Raw genomic sequence first — 16,570 nt, forward strand, 5'->3', positions numbered from 1 at the left:
CGATGTACCACGGTAAGGTACGTGTCGTACCCTCGTGTGGTACAAGCTGTACCACGGTGAGGTACACCGTGTACCCCCGTAGGATACATGTCGTACCACGGCAGGGTACGGACGGTAAGCTTACAGCAATTGTAACTTCAATCCGAAAGACAAACTCAGGTAATCCCTTGGTTTCAGATATTTGTTGGTGAAGGCGCTTACGATGTATAAGTCGCAGGTACTGAGCTCGTAGAAGAACGTAATGGCCTTTGCCGTAAATCTGCGGCGAGGGTCGATATCGTAAGTGATGCGTTGCCCCAAGAAAGCATGGATGCGCACTTTGGACGAGAACCCGTAGTAACCTTTCGGATAACGCTCCGGTTCGTTTACCCAAAACTCGTCACCGAATACGGTATTGAAGTACATACCGCAGGTCAGAGGCTCGACCGCGAACCGGCTTTCTTTGATTTGCAGGCTCCAGGGGATATAGTTTTGCTTCAAGGTAAATGTCAGCTTGGTGCAATCGGACTGATATTTGGGCAGGACACCCAGGAAAATATCCGTTTCCCATTGGTTACGCTTTCCGTAATCCCAGCCTGTACCCAGCGAGAGCAGTCCCATGTTGCCGGCAAACTGTATTTTGGTGTGTGTCGGAATCAGTGCTTCCCACCGTTTGCGATAGCGGTGTACACGCCGGTCGTAGCGGCTGTGGCGCACACGGCCGGTAACGATGGTGTCCGGTTTGCGTTGTAAATAAACCGTATCGTATTTTACGATAATCACCGTATCTCTTTCTTGTGCGGAAAGCGAGCCGCACCACAGCAACAACAGGCAGATAACGGCGAGTGCCGGGTGATTAGAAATAGACCACTTCGCGTTCATATCCGTCGGGTGTTATGGTGAATACATAGTAATTGCGGTTCTTCATACAGTCGCTCATGTAGTACATGATGCCGTCCTCAAAGAGGTTTTCCTCGAAAACGTGGTGCTCGTGGGCGGCGGTACAGAATTGTATGCCGGGAAATTCGGTTACGTAACGGTGAAAGACACGCGCCACATTATTATTGAACTGGTCGGCATAGGGACGGACGTGCATGGATACTACGGTTTTGTCGAATTCATCCTTGCGGTCGGTGAGTTCTTTTTCAAGGAACGTGAAGTCGGGAATGGGGCGGGAGTAGTCGAACTCCATGGCGTTGGTGTTCAGGCATACGAATTTTATCCGTCCGGCAATGAACGAGAAGTTCGGGTCGCCGAATACGGCACGGTATGTTTCTTCTCCTGTGCCGAGGCAGTCGTGATTGCCAATCAGGGTGACATAGGGAACGTGGAGCTTGTTCATAATGTCGCGCTGCCAAAGAAATTCGTCCGTAACGCCGAAGTCGCTCATGTCGCCGCCGTGGATAACGAAGTCGATGTCATCGCGCTTGTTCATCTCTCCTACGAAATCCAGTGTTTCGTCATACCAGCGCTGCGAGTCGCCCATGGTTACGAATTTAATCGTTGTCTTGTCTTTGCATTTCTGTTCTATCTCGGCAATATTATGGGCGTTTACATCGGTTTCACCGTTGATGCGTACATCATACGGGTGATAGTCTATCATCTCACAACCGCTCATAAACAGGCAGAGGAATGATAGGAGTAAGGGGGGATATGGCTTTATCATATTTATTTGCTTTATTATATTTTACTTTATTATTAAGCGCGTATCTATATTGTAATTGTATAAGTGTATATCTATGAAAGTTGAATTATGTTTAAATGTATGTTTATGAAAAACGGAATTATGTCTAAGTATATGTCTATGGAAACTGAGGGCAAAGGTAAAGTTTTCATTCGATAGAAAAGTTGTCCTATTTTCCGTTTTTCTGTCCTGTAAATAATAATTTGGTTTATCTTTTCTATTCCGTGAATGTCATTGACTAATCTGTATATACTATTATATGAGGCTATAAATGTTATTGTCTAATCTGTACATGCTCTTGTTTAAGGCTGTAAATGTCATCGCCTAATCTATAAATACTATCGTATAAGGCTGAAAGCCTCTTATCTTCAAGCCCGGGGTAACACCCCGGGACTATGTGTATATGATTAACATTGCGCCCTGTAAGGGCAAGATTCTTGTATGCAACTCTCTTGCCCTTACAGGGCGTAGGCGGATAGGAAGACCTTATTATTCCCGGGGCGTTGCCCCGGGCTGTATGCTTCAAGCCTTTCAGGCTTTAGACTGTAAGTGTTATTGTCTAATCTTCACATGCTCTTGTCTAAGGCTGAAAGCCTTTTATCTTGAAGCCCGGGGTAACACCCCGGGGCTGTGTATATGGTTAACATTGTGCCCTGTAAGGGCAAAATTCTTGTATGCGCTCTCTTGCCCTTACAGGGCGTAGACGAATAGGGAGACCTTATTATTCCCGGGGTGTTGCCCCGGGCTGTACGCTTCAAGCCTTTCAGGCTTTAAACTGACAAACTTTAAAATACTGATTATATAATTATTAATCAGATATTTAATCAGGTATTTAGGTAGGTGTTAAGTATGTATCAGGCGGATGTCAGGTAAACATTAGGTGGGCTGTGTCTAATTATTGGACGGACTGTGTCTAATTCTTAGACACTTGTGTATGGACTGTTTGTTTGTGAATAGCTGATAATCAGTATTATAATTGTTTTGGCACGCTTTCTGCATTATTATAAGTAGGAAAAACATAACAATATAAACATAACAATAAGTAAGTGTTGAATTTTAATTTATATCAAGAGTATCTGTCATTCAGATAGTATAAGCTAACGATTCAATATGTACTTATTCACTTATCAATGTAGTATGAAACAAATAAATATAGTATGAAACAAATCTATTATGTCATTCAAACCTTGCTTCGGGGACGTGGCTCGAACATCATCAAGATAATCTCTTTGGGATTAAGCCTGACGATGAGTATTCTGCTATTCTCCCGCGTGGCATACGAACAGAGTTTTGACACCTGCTACAAAGACTACGACAATCTTTATCAAATCTGGTCTGTATTTACCGTTAAGGGTGAGAAGTATCCGCCGCAAGAGCAGAACTGCGGTCCTGTGGCAGGCGCCATACTGGAGAACTTTCCGGAACAGGTAGAAGCTGCCACCAGCACTTGTCATTGGATGAATGCTCCGCTGTACAATGAGAACGCTCGTTTTGACGAAAAGAAAACGGTGGCGGATTCACTTTTCTTTAAGACGATGGGTATCGAAGTGCTGAGCGGCAATCCGGTGCAAGACCTTCAACAGCCCGATGTGATTTTCCTAAGCGACCGTTTTGCCAGGAAGATATTCGGTGGAGAAAATCCGGTGGGAAAGACTGTCAACTACAATCATGAGAAAGACTTTATGGTGAAAGGTACCTATAAGGCATTGCCGGAAAACGCTACCGTCAATCCGGAAGCCGTCATCTCTATGCCTACCTTGTGGAATGGCGGTGGCGGTAACTACTCATGGCGGGGCGGGGACAGCTACCCCGAGTACATCCGTTTCCGTCCCGGTGCGGACAAGTCGGTGGTGAATGCGCGCATAGACGCTATGATAGAGAAGTATCGTCCGGAAGAGGACAAAAAGAAATATGGCTATACAGCGTTTGTAAAACCTATCCGTGACACCTACCGAAATTATGAAAGTGTGGAGCGAATGCGTAATATCATGACCGTTCTCGGTCTTGCCATTCTTTTCATTGCGGCGCTGAACTATGTATTGATTTCCATTTCCTCACTGACGTATCGTGCCAAAGCGGTAGGCGTGCATAAATGCAACGGTGCAAGCGGCGGTAAGATATTCGGCATGTTCCTTTTGGAGACAGGCATTATCATTGTGGCGGCGTTGCTTTTAATGACTTTGGTGCTGCTGAATTTCCGGGAGTTCTTTGAAGATACCGCTGCGGCCAAACTTTCTTTGTTGCTTGCTCCGGAGCGTATCTGGGTTCCGTTGACGGTAGTCGGCATACTGTTTATAGTGGGCGGAGTATTGCCGGGACGTTTGTTTGCCCGTATTCCCGTATCTCAAGTGTTCCGCCGTTATACCGAGGGAAAGAAAGGGTGGAAGCGTCCGTTGCTTTTCATCCAGTTTGCAGGGGTGGCGTTCATTTGCGGACTGATGTGCGTAGTGATGGTGCAGTATCAATACGTGCTGAACAAGGATATGGGGTATAATCCGCAGCGAATGGCGCTTGCCAATGCCTATTGGAACAAGGATAAAGAGTGTGATGCCGCTTTCCAATTCTTTAAGGGACTTCCTTATGTAGAGGCTGTGACCAGTGCCAATAATACGCCAATCAGCGGATATAGCGGTTCTATGATTCGTGATGCATCGGGCAATGCGCTTTTTTCCACGCGTGCTTGTTACTATATGCGTGAGGACTATCCGGCTATGATGGGTATGGTGTTCAAGGCCGGGCGTATGGCCCGTACGGAAGATGAAATAATAATAAATGAAACATTCGCGGACATGATGCATTGGGGAGACGATGCCGTGGGGCGTACTGTTGACGTTGACAATACCGCGCAGATGAAAGTCGCAGGCGTACTGAAAGACTTTCAGATAGAAGACTTCACGGCTGCTAAGATGCCTTTCATCGCCCGTCATAATAAAGATTTCTCGGGAACGATACATGTCCGTCTGAAAGAACCTTTTGCACAGAATCTGCGGCAACTGAACAAGGATGTGGCCGATGCCTTCAGTAATCAGACCATCGACTTCGTAAGCTATGAAAAGAAGATTACCGATGCCTACAACAGCGTCCGTGTATTTCGCAATGCCACGTTGATGGCGGCCATAACGATGTTTTTCGTTATGCTGATGGGTCTGATAGGATATACCACCGATGAAGTACGCCGTCGTGGCAAGGAGATTGCCATCCGTAAGGTAAACGGTGCGGAAGCATCTTCTATCCTGGAACTGCTTTCCAAAGATGTGCTTGTCGTGGCGTTGCCTGCGGTTGTTCTCGGAAGCTTGGCATCGTGGTACATCAACGGTGTTTGGATGGAACAGTTTGTCGAGCAGATTCCCCTCAGTTGGATTGTCTATCTGTTGGTGATAATCGCCAATCTGGTGATAATCTTAGGTTGCGTCCTCTGGAAGTCATGGCGGATAGCCAATGAGAATCCTGTAAACAGTATTAAGAGTGAATAAAAAAGATAATATATAGAAAAATAGAACATTATGATTGAGATTAATAACATCAGCAAAGTATTCCGTACCTCGGAAGTAGAGACAGTAGCATTGAACCATGTAGACCTCGAAGTAAAAGAGGGTGAGTTTGTAGCCATCATGGGCCCGTCCGGTTGCGGGAAGTCTACCTTATTAAATATACTCGGTCTGTTGGATAATCCTACGGACGGCAGTTATAAGTTGCTCGGGCAGGAAGTGGCGGACTTGAAAGAGAAAGAGCGTACCCGTGTGCGCAAAGGCAAACTGGGATTCGTGTTCCAGAGTTTCAACCTGATAGACGAGCTTAACGTTTACGAGAATGTGGAGCTTCCTCTTACCTATTTGGGAGTGAAAGCCGGTGAACGCAAACGCATGGTGGATGATATTCTGAAACGGATGAATATCAGCCATCGAGCCAAGCACTTTCCACAACAGCTTTCCGGTGGTCAGCAGCAGCGTGTAGCCATTGCCCGTGCTGTGGTAACGAACCCGAAACTGATTCTTGCCGATGAGCCTACCGGTAATCTGGACTCCAAAAACGGAGCGGAAGTGATGAGTCTGCTGACGGAGTTGAACAAGGAAGGCACTACCATTATCATGGTGACACACTCCCAACATGATGCCTCATTTGCGCATCGTACGGTGCATCTGTTCGACGGTAGCGTAGTGGCGAGCGTAAATACGGATATGGGGAAGTAAGCCATGAGACAATTGTATTATACGATACAAACGTTGCTGCGCGGACGGGGTAGCAATGTGGTAAAGACGGTATCTCTTACACTGGGCTTATTTGTAGGTATTCTGCTGTTCTCACAGATTGCTTATGAGTTTAGTTATGAGAACTTCTATCAAGACCCGGAACGGTTGGTGATGCTTCGGATGCGCAATACCAAAGACGGAATCCCGGAGAAAGGGTACAATTACGGTACTTATCGTCCTGCGGCTGCCGACTTGTGGGAGGCAATGCCCGAGCAGGTGGAATGTGCCAGTCTGACTTCCAACTTCTTTCAGGCCACTTTCTACAAAGATGGCAAGAAACTGGAAGATACGCCTATGTTGTGTGTAGATACGCTCTATTTCCGTACCACCGGTCTGGAAGTGCTGAAAGGTAATCCCAATGACCTTGCCCTGATGCAGAATGCTTTTATCTCACAAAGTATGGCACGTCGCATCTTCGGTGATGAGGATCCCATAGGCAAGGAGCTTTCCGTAGAGAAGATGTTCAATGTCACCATTCGGGGTGTTTATCGGGAAGTGCCACGCAATACGAACTTTCCCCACGAAATTCTGCTTTCCGACGCCGTATTGGATTGGGGATATGGGGCAGGCACATGGGGAACGAACAACATCTATCATATTCTTTTCCGGCTGAAACAGCCAAGTGATGTGGATGTCATGAACCGACGTGTGCAAAAGGCAGTGGAGCAATACACCGACCCTCATTTGGGAGAATCCGTAGTGACGGAGTATAGCGTGATACCGATACGTGAGATTCACCGGAGCCAGCCCGATGCGCAACGCAAGTTGCTCATTATGGGGGTGCTGGGCTTTTCTATCTTCTTTGTGTCGGTTATGAACTATGTGCTGGCGGCAATTGCCTCTATGAGCCGGCGGGCTAAAATAGTGGGCGTGCATAAGTGCAGCGGAGCCGGTGAGGGGCATATACTGGGCTTGTTTTTGTGGGAGACGGGAATATTGGTACTCGTGTCCACGGTAGTGTGCCTGCTGCTGATGTATTTTTGGGGAGAACGCATCGAAGGGATGTTGGGCGCACGGTTGGCGGACTTGTTTACATGGAGCAACCTCTACGTGCCTCTACTGACGGTATTGCTGCTCTTTGTAGTGGCGGGAGTATTACCGGGGCGCATGTATGCGCGCATTCCCGTGACACAGGTGTTTCGCCGCTATACGGAGGGCAAACGTTCGTGGAAGCGCGGACTGCTCTTTGTGCAGTTCATGGGAGTGGCTTTTATTTTAGGGGTGTTGCTCACTACGGTATGGCAATACCGGGAAGTGGTGAGCCGTCATGTCGGCTTTCAAACCGAACGGCTGGCGGTAGGCTCTGTCAATGGAGCGATAGAGGAGAATGAGGGAATATCCGATGCCATTAGACGCCAACCTTACGTGGAAGCGGTGGCATGCAGCAGCAAAATGCTGTTGCAGCATTACAGTACGAACCGTCTGACCGATGCGCAAGGCAATTTTCTGTGTCCGCTACACTTCATGCTTATAGATAAGGACTTTCCGAAAGTAACAGGATTGAAGCTATTGGAAGGTGCGTTTCCGCAGCATGTCGGCGAAGCCGTGGTGGGCAAGGAAACGGTACGGACTATGAAATGGCAGAATAACGTGATAGGACGGAAGCTGCCGATAAAACCTTCATGGGCAGGATTGCAGGAGTCCCCTACGATTGTGGGCGTGGTGGATGATGTGCGGAATATGGGTTTCTTCAACGAGCAGACTTGTACGGCCTTCATTATGAACGACCGCGACCGCACTTTCAATGTACGCCTGAAAGAACCGGAGGAAGAGAATTTAAGAAAGCTGAACGCCTTTGTAAAGGAAGCTTATCCGAACAAAATGTTGGAATTCTCCACTTATCAAGAGATACGTGAATGGCAGAATGAAAGTGTGTCCCGCTTTCGCAACATTGTGACGGTGACTTCGGGATGTATATTGCTTATTGTCCTGATGGGACTGATAGGTTATGTCAGCGACGAGACACAGCGTCGCAGCAAGGAAATAGCCATTCGTAAGGTGAATGGAGCCGAGGCTTCTTCCATATTGCGTTTGCTTTCTGCTGGTATCTTGAAAGTGGCTGTGGGAGCAGTACTGATAGGTATTGCTTTCTCATGGTACGTTTCCGGCATTTGGATGGAACAATTTCCGGATGGGACGCTGCTTTCTCCCGGCTGGTTCATCGGGGTGGGAGTGGCGTTGTTGGTACTAATTGTGTTGGTTGTGGTAGTTAAGGCATGGCGGATTGCCAATGAGAATCCGGTCAACAGTATCAAGAGCGAATAAAAGAAAAGTATTTGTGGTTTTTTAAGAAGGAAGTTGGGGAGACGGTAGTCTCTTCAACTTCTTTACGTATATCCACAGCGCAATGACAGCCGTAACGAATGCAAAGAAATCCGATACGGGCATACATGTCCAGATACCGTCCAGTCCCATATAACGGGGGAGGATAATCAGTCCCGGCAGTAAATATAACAGCTGTCGGGTGAGAGACAGGAATATGCTGATTTTAGCTTTTCCGATGCTTTGGAAGAAGTTACCGATAACGATTTGAGCACCTACCAGCGGGAACATGGCTATGCCGATACGCACTCCTCTGGAAGCCATATCAATCAGCTGCTCGTCACTCGTAAAGATGGCCGATACGGCATGAGGAAACAGTTCGCAGATGATAAAGCCCGTACTGGTGATACATACGCCCGTAATGATGCTCAGACGCAGTGTCGCCTTTACACGGTCGTGTTTCTGCGCTCCGAAGTTGTAGCCCACGATAGGCTGCATGCCCATCGTCAGTCCCAATACAATCATTACGTAGAGCACCAGCAGCCGGTTCATGATGCCGTAAGCGCCGATAGCCATATCGCCGCCATAACGTTGCAGGCTGTTGTTCACGATGATAACGATGACGCATGCCGTTACATTCATCAGGAACGGAGACATCCCTATGGAGAAAATGCTGCTGATAATACGTTTTTTCATCTTCCAGAAGCCCGGGTGCAAGCGTACGATACTTGTCTTTTGCAGGAAGTGGCTTACCACCCATATCATGCCGATAAATTGCGAAATGACCGTTGCCGTTGCCGCTCCGCGGATACCCCAGTCGAAGTGGAAGATGAAGATAGGGGCGAGAATAATGTTGCACACCACCGTAACCATCGAGGTCAGCATCGCTTTCTTGGGATAACCCGTGGCACGCATGATGTTGTTCAGCCCTATCATCGTATATGTCACAGGCGTACCCAGCAGAATTACCTGCATGAAGTTCCGCGCATAAGGCAGCGTTTCGTTGCTGGCGCCGAAAAAGCGCAGGATTTCGTCCAAGAAGATAAAAGAGATACCGCCGAACAAGAATGAGTTAACGAGGCAGAGCGTCAGGGTATGGTTCAGCACTTCTGTGGCTCCGTCCACATCTTTCTGTCCCAGACGTATGGATGATATGGTGGAGCCGCCTGCCGAGACTACCGTACAAAAAGCAACCACCAAATTCATCAACGGAAAAGTTATGGCAAGTCCGGCAATACCCATGGCACCTACGCCATGACCGATAAAAATGCTGTCGATGATGTTGTACAGTGAAGTTATTGTCATACCGATAATGGCAGGGATGGAATACTGTACAAGAAGCTTGCCGATTCGTTCGGTTCCTAAGATATGCGGATCGTTCATTTGATATACGTCAATTAAGCTTTTGCAAAGATAAGAAATATTTGCTCAGTTCGATGATTATTCAGACCTTTGCACCTGAATATTATATTTGTTTTAAACATGGATACAATAAAAACAACAGCCGTCCTTTTCGATTTCGACGGAGTGGTGATGGATACCGAAACGCAGTATTCTATCTTTTGGCATAAAGTCGGTATCGATTATCTGGGTATGGACGATTTGGAGAGCCGCATAAAAGGCCAGACAATGACCTACATTTGCGATACCTTTTTCGCCGGGAAAACAAAGGAACAACAGGAAATCACAGCCGCCCTCAATCATTTTGAACAGGATATGGCCTATGACTACATCCCCGGCGTGCTTGATTTTATCGCCGACCTGCGTCGTAACCATGTGAAAATGGCGGTTGTCACCAGTTCCAACGACCGGAAAATGGCTGCCGTCTATCGTGCCCGTCCTGAGGTGGAGACCATGTTCGACAGAATTCTTACCGCCGAAATGTTTGCCCACTCAAAACCGGCTCCCGACTGTTTTCTGCTCGGGATGGAAGTATTCGGCACAACTCCCGCCACTACCTACGTATTCGAGGATTCCTTTAACGGACTGAAAGCGGGTGTGGCATCCGAAGCCACCGTTATAGGGTTGGCAACAACAAACTCCCGTGAGGCTATCGCTCCGTTATGTCATTGTGTATTAGATGATTTTACGGGCTTTACTTACGATAAAATGCTTCAAGTGCACAAGTAATGGGAAAAAGCGCTAACTTTGCGCCGCTAAAAAATCATTAAACACATAATTATCATGGCTGGATATATTTCAGACGACACTCGTAAAGTAACTACGCATCGCCTCGTTGAGATGAAACAAAGAGGTGAAAAAATATCAATGTTGACTTCCTATGACTATACCATGGCGCAGATTGTGGACGGCGCAGGTATGGACGTTATTCTGGTAGGCGACTCCGCTTCCAATGTAATGGCGGGTAACGTGACCACACTTCCGATAACCCTCGACCAGATGATTTATCATGCCAAGTCCGTTGTCCGTGGCGTAAAGCGCGCAATGGTAGTGGTGGATATGCCGTTCGGTTCCTATCAGGGAAATGAAATGGAAGGCCTTGCCTCTGCCATCCGTATTATGAAGGAGAGCCATGCGGACGCTCTGAAGCTGGAAGGCGGGGAAGAAATCATCGGGACGGTAAAACGTATTCTCAGTGCCGGTATTCCTATCATGGGACACCTCGGACTGATGCCGCAATCCATCAATAAATACGGAACATATACGGTGCGTGCCAAAGACGATTCGGAAGCGGAAAAGCTGATACGCGACGCCCATCTGCTGGAAGAAGCCGGATGCTTCGCCATTGTATTGGAAAAGATTCCCGCCGCATTGGCGGAACGTGTGGCAAGCGAACTGACCATTCCTATCATCGGTATCGGTGCCGGTGGCGGTGTAGACGGTCAGGTACTGGTTGTGCAGGATATGCTGGGCATGAACAACGGTTTCCGTCCCCGTTTCCTGCGTCGCTATGCCGACCTTCATACTGTAATGACGGACGCTATCAGTCATTACATCTCCGATGTGAAGAACTTAGACTTCCCGAATGAGAAAGAACAGTACTAACGGGCTCATGACGCTCAACTTCTGGCGGATGTGCGCGGCCAACCTGTTACTGTTTGTATCCGTCTATATGCTCTTTCCCGTACTTTCGTTCGTAATGCCGGAGCGACTGGGCATATCCTTCCCTCAGGCAGGGAGCATGTTTCTGGTATTTGCGGCGGCAATGTTTGCGGTAGGCCCGTTTCATGCTTATCTGTGCGATGAATACAAGCGGAAGAACGTATTGCTTTATTCCACCCTTGCCATGCTGGCGGCGACGGCGGGCTATGCCTTTGCAGACAGCTATATCAAACTGTTGCTGCTTGCGTTGGTGCAGGGGGGCTGCTTCGGACTGGCAACGACAGCGGGCATTACGGTAGCCATCGACATCACCACATCGGCGAGGCGCAGCGCGGGCAATATGGTATATGCATGGTCTGCACGCTTGGGCATGCTGATAGGAGCGGGAATAGGTATCTTGCTGTACGACCTTTACGGCTTCCGTACAGTCGTTTACCTGGCTATTGCAGTGGGAGTTCTCAGCATGTATTTCACATCAAGGGTATATGTCGCTTTCCGTGCGCCTATCGGGATGAAGCTATGCAGTTTAGACCGCTTCCTGCTACCGCGTGCATGGGTGCCTGCACTGAATATGCTGCTGATTGCTTTTGTGCCGGGTGTATTGCTGCCTTTATTATATGTAGGAGATTACATCGCATTCTTGACATTGGGTGTATTGGTGCTTCTTACGATACCGTTTACAAGGATGTTTGTGAAACTGTCGCATCATTGCCAAAGAGGAACGGGCAATACGACTTGTTATCTGGCTATGGAAACAGGACTTTTGGCGGGTCTGGCAACAGCTTGCCGGTTGTCGGATGCGTACTTGCTCTATCATGCAGCCGGTGTAGCCGCCCTGCTTGCATTGTTCTTCTTCGTCCTGCTGACGTATCCCTACTATAAAAGAAAAAAGGTGAGGTGATTGATTTCACCATTTACTTATTTTATAATCCACTAAAGTAGGGTATAAAGATAATCAATCCTATAATTGCCGCCGCAACAGCGCATACCAGCACTGCTCCGGCGGCAATGTCTTTTACCTGTCCCGCAATGGGATGCCGCTCGGGAGATACTAAATCGACCAGTTTCTCAATGGCGGTATTAAACAGCTCGGCGGCAATCACTATACTGATACACAGAATTATCACTGTCCATTCGGTATGTGTAATCCCCAAAACAAATCCTGCAATGATTACGATCACTGTGGCAATCAAATGAAAACTCAGGTTCTGCTCTTTGCCTACACAACTCAGGATACCCTGCCAGGCATAACCGAAACTGCGGAGCTGTTTTTTGAAATCGTATTGCATAATTGGTAAATTGAGAATTGAGAATTAAAAATTGAAAAATAAAGGCCGTGACGTCGGACTTGGGGAACATAGGGTTTAACTTGGGGGTAAAGTTGAACTTTAGAAACGCAGTGTTGAACTTTAGAATTACGCTGTCAGTTTCGTGACACTTGCTTTACTCCCTTTATTGTCCTCAGCTTTTTGATAAGCGCTTCCAGTCGTCCGGTATCGCCTACCATGACGGTAAGCGTACCTGAGAATAATCCGTCGTGAGAATCGATGCCGATGCTTCGCAACGTAATTCCGGTCTCTTTGGAGATGATGGAAGTGATATTGGTTACGATACCTATGTCGTCATGGCCTACCACACGTAGCGTAATGGGATATTGCGTACCTTGTGACTTACCCGCCCAACGCGCCTTGACGATACGGTATCCGAAACGTTCGCGTAAGTCGCTGGCATTCGGACAGTCGCAACGATGTATCTTGATGCCGCCGCTTACGGTGACAAAACCGAATACCTCGTCTCCGTAGATAGGATTGCAACAGCGTGCCAGCTTGAAGTCCAGGCCTTTCAGGTTCTGGTCGATGACGAGCACATCCTCTTTGGCGGTTGTTTCTTCGGGCAGGGTGGCGGCTTGCAGGTTATAGCCCTCGGCGCTACGGTACACGATGTCATCATGCGTATCATTCTCCCGCTTTTGCAGTTCGAGGTACTTGTCTATGATGTCGTTGACGTCGAGCGTTTCGTCGGCAATGCTCTGATAAAAATCCGTTACCACTTTGAAGCCGAGACGCTTGATGAGGCGCATCATCGTACCCTCGTCATATTCTATCTTCCGGTTTTTGAATTTACGTTCCAGCGTTTCTTTGGCAAATGCGTGCTGGCGGGCAGCCATTTCTTTGAGCGCCTGCCGTATCTTGGTGCGTGCTTTGGAAGTAGTGACGATGTTCAGCCAGCCTTGCTTGGGCGTCTGGGTATTGGAAGTCATGATTTCCACCTGATCGCCACTGTTCAATATCTGCTTGAGCTGTGCATTCCTGCCGTTTACTTTCGCTCCGATACATTTACAGCCCAGTTTGCTGTGGATGTGGAATGCGAAGTCGAGTACGGTGGAACCTTTACCCAGTTTGAACAAATCCCCTTTGGGGGTAAAGACGAATACCTCGTCTTCGTATAAGTCCAGCTTGAACTGATCCATGGTCTCCAATCCGCTGCTGTCGGAGTTTTCCAACGCTTCACGCACGGAAGTCAGCCATTCGTCCAAGCCGCTTTCGCCTTTGATTCCTTTATATCGCCAGTGGGCGGCAAGACCCCGTTCAGCTATTTCGTCCATGCGTTCGGTACGAATCTGCACTTCCACCCACTTGCCCTCGGGACCCATCACGGTGATGTGCAGCGATTCGTATCCGTTGCTTTTAGGCACGGACAGCCAGTCGCGCAGACGCTTCGGGTTGGGCTGGTACATATCCGTTACGATGGAATATGCCTGCCAACATTCCAGTTTCTCTTTTTCTACCTTAGAATCCAGAATCACACGGATTGCGAACAAGTCGTACACGCCCTCGAAAGGACACTTCTGCTTTTTCATCTTCTGGTAGATGGAGTGAATGGACTTGGTGCGTCCCTTGATGTGGAAGTGCAGTCCCGCATCTTCCAGCTTTTTCTGTACCGGAGCGATGAAAGCGGCTATATACTTGTCGCGTGAAGCTTTGGTTGCGTTCAGCTTCTCCTTGATGTGATAGTAAACGTCTTTCTCCGTATATTTCAGTGAAAGGTCTTCCAGTTCCGATTTCAGTTTGTACAAACCCAGCTTGTGGGCGAGAGGAGCATATAGATAAGCGGCTTCATTGGCCACCTGTTTGCGCGCTTCGTCATGCTCACAATCCTTTATCTGACGCATGATGTTCACGCGGTCGGCAATCATAATGAGGATAACGCGCATGTCTTCCGCAAAGGACAGCAGCAGGTTACGGAAGTTTTCCGACTCGATAGTGGGGCTTTTGGAGTAAAGCTCGTTTACCCGTATCAATCCTCGTATGATGCCCGCTACATCTTCGCCGTAGTTCCGTTCCACTTCTTCGGAAGTACAAGTGCCGCAGCGTACGGAGTCGTGAAGCATCAGTCCCAGAATGGAGGCGCGCTTCATGCCTATTTCTTCCGCTACGATAACGGCGGTCTGCATATCCTTGATAACCGGATTCAGGCCGAAGATGTCCCGTTGTATGCGGTTATTCCGTATAGAGTTTACAAGATGTGTTTTCAGCTTTTTGCAATCGCCTTTGTGGAGTGTTTCCCCTGAAAGTTGCAATAATTTTCGGTAGAGTACGAAGAGCAAACGCTTCTCTCCGGTAGTGAAAAATTCATCTGTTTCCATAATCGTCCGTATTTTCTGCTGTAAAGGTAGTTTTTTTCTTCTTTTTCTTGATGGCACTTCCGCTTTTTTTGTATTTTTGGGCATCAATTAATAAATTTAGATATTATGATAACACTCCAAGACAAAGAACTGCTTGCCAAGAAAGGCATATCAGAAGAGCAGATTGCCGAACAACTGGCCTGTTTCGAAAAAGGATTTCCATATTTAAAGTTATCTGCCGCCGCTTCCGTAGAGCAAGGTATACTGGCTCCGGACGCCGATGAGCAGAAAAAATATCTGAATGCGTGGGAAACATACACTCAGACAGACAAGACGGTTGTGAAGTTTGTTCCGGCATCGGGCGCGGCAAGCCGTATGTTTAAGAATTTATTTGAATTCCTCGGAGCGGAATACGATGCTCCCCAGTCAAGTTTTGAGAAAACATTCTTCGAGAAAATCGAGAAGTTTGCTTTTTACGATGACTTGAATGCCGCATGCCAAAAAACAGCCGGTAAAGATATTCCCGCGTTGCTGGCCGCCGGAAATTACAAAGCTGTGGTTGCCGCATTGCTCGAATCGGCGGGCTTGAATTACGGTGCGCTTCCGAAAGGACTGTTGAAGTTCCATAAGTACGAAGATGGCAGCCGTACCCCGTTGGAAGAGCATCTGGTGGAAGGTGCGCTCTATGCGGCCAACAAGAACGGCAAGGTGAATGTGCATTTCACCGTATCTCCCGAACATCGTGCGCTATTCAAGGCTTTGGTGGACGAGAAAGCGGCCGCCTATGCCAAGAAATACGGTGTGGATTACAATATCAGCTTCTCCGAGCAGAAGCCGAGCACCGATACCATTGCCGCCGATATGGAAAACAAACCTTTCCGCGATAACGGCAAGCTCCTGTTCCGTCCGGGCGGCCACGGCGCATTGATTGAAAACCTGAACGACCTCGATGCCGATGTAATCTTCATCAAGAACATCGATAACGTAGTGCCCGATAAGCTGAAGGGCGATACCGTATTATATAAGAAACTGATTGCGGGCGTACTCATCACGTTGCAGCAGCAGGCATTCGCTTACCTGCAACTGCTGGACAGCGGCAAATATACGCACGAACAGATTCTCGACATCCTGCAGTTTGTACAGAAGAAGCTGTTCTGCAAGAATCCGGAAACGAAGAACCTGGAAGATGCCGAACTGGTGATTTACCTGAAAGAAAAGCTGAACCGCCCGATGCGTGTTTGCGGTATGGTGAAGAACGTAGGCGAGCCGGGTGGCGGCCCGTTCCTTGCATATAACAGTGACGGTACGATTTCCCTGCAAATCCTCGAAAGCTCACAGATTGACATGAACGATCCGGAGAAGAAAGATATGTTTGAAAAGGGTACGCACTTCAATCCGGTAGATTTGGTTTGCGCCGTACGCGATTATAAAGGTCACAAATTTGACTTGGTGAAGTATGTGGATAAGGCAACAGGCTTTATTTCCTATAAGTCGAAGAACGGTAAAGACTTGAAAGCCCTGGAACTTCCCGGACTTTGGAACGGTGCGATGAGCGATTGGAACACGGTCTTTGTAGAAGTACCCCTGACTACATTCAATCCGGTTAAGACGGTGAACGACTTGTTGAGAGAGCAACATCAATAACAGCATCTGCATTTGGTTAATTTCATAGCCTCTGTGAAGTTAACCAAGTGGGTAGTAATATGT

At 47.8% G+C, this 16,570-nt stretch carries 12 protein-coding genes; 7 read left to right on the forward strand and 5 right to left on the reverse strand.

Annotated elements, in window-relative coordinates; all coding sequences use genetic code 11:
• Positions 1-120: 120 nt before the first annotated feature.
• Both BHV73_RS06665 and BHV73_RS06670 read right to left on the reverse strand, forming a co-directional pair.
• Positions 121-861 (reverse strand): hypothetical protein, encoded by a 741-nt coding sequence (locus BHV73_RS06665; RefSeq protein ID WP_022218916.1) that lies wholly within the window; start codon positions 859-861, stop codon positions 121-123.
• Positions 836-1,645 (reverse strand): metallophosphoesterase family protein, encoded by an 810-nt coding sequence (locus tag BHV73_RS06670; protein WP_039951206.1) that lies wholly within the window; start codon positions 1,643-1,645, stop codon positions 836-838. Before BHV73_RS06670 ends, BHV73_RS06665 begins: the two co-directional genes overlap by 26 nt.
• 1,175 nt (positions 1,646-2,820) lie before the next feature.
• Here BHV73_RS06670 and BHV73_RS06675 point away from each other — a divergent pair.
• Genes BHV73_RS06675 through BHV73_RS06685 form a run of 3 tightly spaced genes read left to right on the forward strand, consistent with a single transcriptional unit; the run spans position 2,821 to position 8,178 of the window.
• Complete coding sequence (locus tag BHV73_RS06675; protein ID WP_087412001.1) at positions 2,821-5,136, forward strand: ABC transporter permease; 2,316 nt, start codon at positions 2,821-2,823, stop codon at positions 5,134-5,136.
• 30 nt (positions 5,137-5,166) lie between these two features.
• Positions 5,167-5,853 (forward strand): ABC transporter ATP-binding protein, encoded by a 687-nt coding sequence (locus BHV73_RS06680; RefSeq protein ID WP_009120816.1) that lies wholly within the window; start codon positions 5,167-5,169, stop codon positions 5,851-5,853.
• Between the two features lie 3 nt (positions 5,854-5,856).
• The gene (locus BHV73_RS06685; RefSeq protein ID WP_087412000.1) at positions 5,857-8,178 is read left to right on the forward strand and encodes an ABC transporter permease; all 2,322 of its coding nucleotides are present in this window, start codon (positions 5,857-5,859) and stop codon (positions 8,176-8,178) included.
• A 21-nt stretch (positions 8,179-8,199) separates the two neighbouring features.
• Here the strand turns inward: BHV73_RS06685 and BHV73_RS06690 are convergent, their stop codons facing one another.
• Positions 8,200-9,558 (reverse strand): MATE family efflux transporter, encoded by a 1,359-nt coding sequence (locus BHV73_RS06690; protein ID WP_009120818.1) that lies wholly within the window; start codon positions 9,556-9,558, stop codon positions 8,200-8,202.
• 99 nt (positions 9,559-9,657) lie between these two features.
• On the opposite strand from BHV73_RS06690, the gene BHV73_RS06695 reads away from it, so the two are divergent.
• Genes BHV73_RS06695 through BHV73_RS06705 form a run of 3 tightly spaced genes read left to right on the forward strand, consistent with a single transcriptional unit; the run spans position 9,658 to position 12,139 of the window.
• Positions 9,658-10,305, forward strand: coding sequence for an HAD family hydrolase (locus BHV73_RS06695; RefSeq protein ID WP_087412049.1), 648 nt, complete (start codon positions 9,658-9,660; stop codon positions 10,303-10,305).
• Between the two features lie 54 nt (positions 10,306-10,359).
• Entirely contained in the window at positions 10,360-11,181 is an 822-nt protein-coding gene (panB, locus tag BHV73_RS06700) for a 3-methyl-2-oxobutanoate hydroxymethyltransferase (RefSeq protein ID WP_009120820.1), read from the forward strand.
• Positions 11,162-12,139, forward strand: a complete 978-nt coding sequence (locus tag BHV73_RS06705; protein WP_009120821.1) for an MFS transporter — start codon at positions 11,162-11,164, stop codon at positions 12,137-12,139. Before panB ends, BHV73_RS06705 begins: the two co-directional genes overlap by 20 nt.
• A gap of 22 nt (positions 12,140-12,161) precedes the next feature.
• Here the strand turns inward: BHV73_RS06705 and BHV73_RS06710 are convergent, their stop codons facing one another.
• Together BHV73_RS06710 and BHV73_RS06715 are read right to left on the reverse strand one after the other, a co-directional pair.
• Complete coding sequence (locus tag BHV73_RS06710; RefSeq protein ID WP_009120822.1) at positions 12,162-12,527, reverse strand: diacylglycerol kinase family protein; 366 nt, start codon at positions 12,525-12,527, stop codon at positions 12,162-12,164.
• Positions 12,528-12,661: 134 nt separating this feature from the next.
• The gene (locus tag BHV73_RS06715) at positions 12,662-14,884 is read right to left on the reverse strand and encodes a RelA/SpoT family protein (protein ID WP_039950306.1); all 2,223 of its coding nucleotides are present in this window, start codon (positions 14,882-14,884) and stop codon (positions 12,662-12,664) included.
• A gap of 105 nt (positions 14,885-14,989) precedes the next feature.
• Between BHV73_RS06715 and BHV73_RS06720 the strand changes: the two genes are divergently transcribed.
• On the forward strand, positions 14,990-16,507 hold the full coding sequence (locus tag BHV73_RS06720) for a DUF4301 family protein (protein ID WP_009120824.1): 1,518 nt from the start codon (positions 14,990-14,992) through the stop codon (positions 16,505-16,507).
• Positions 16,508-16,570: the final 63 nt, after the last annotated feature.

The sequence above is a fragment of the Bacteroides sp. 44_46 genome (assembly GCF_001915465.1).
GTDB lineage: Bacteria > Bacteroidota > Bacteroidia > Bacteroidales > Bacteroidaceae > Bacteroides > Bacteroides clarus.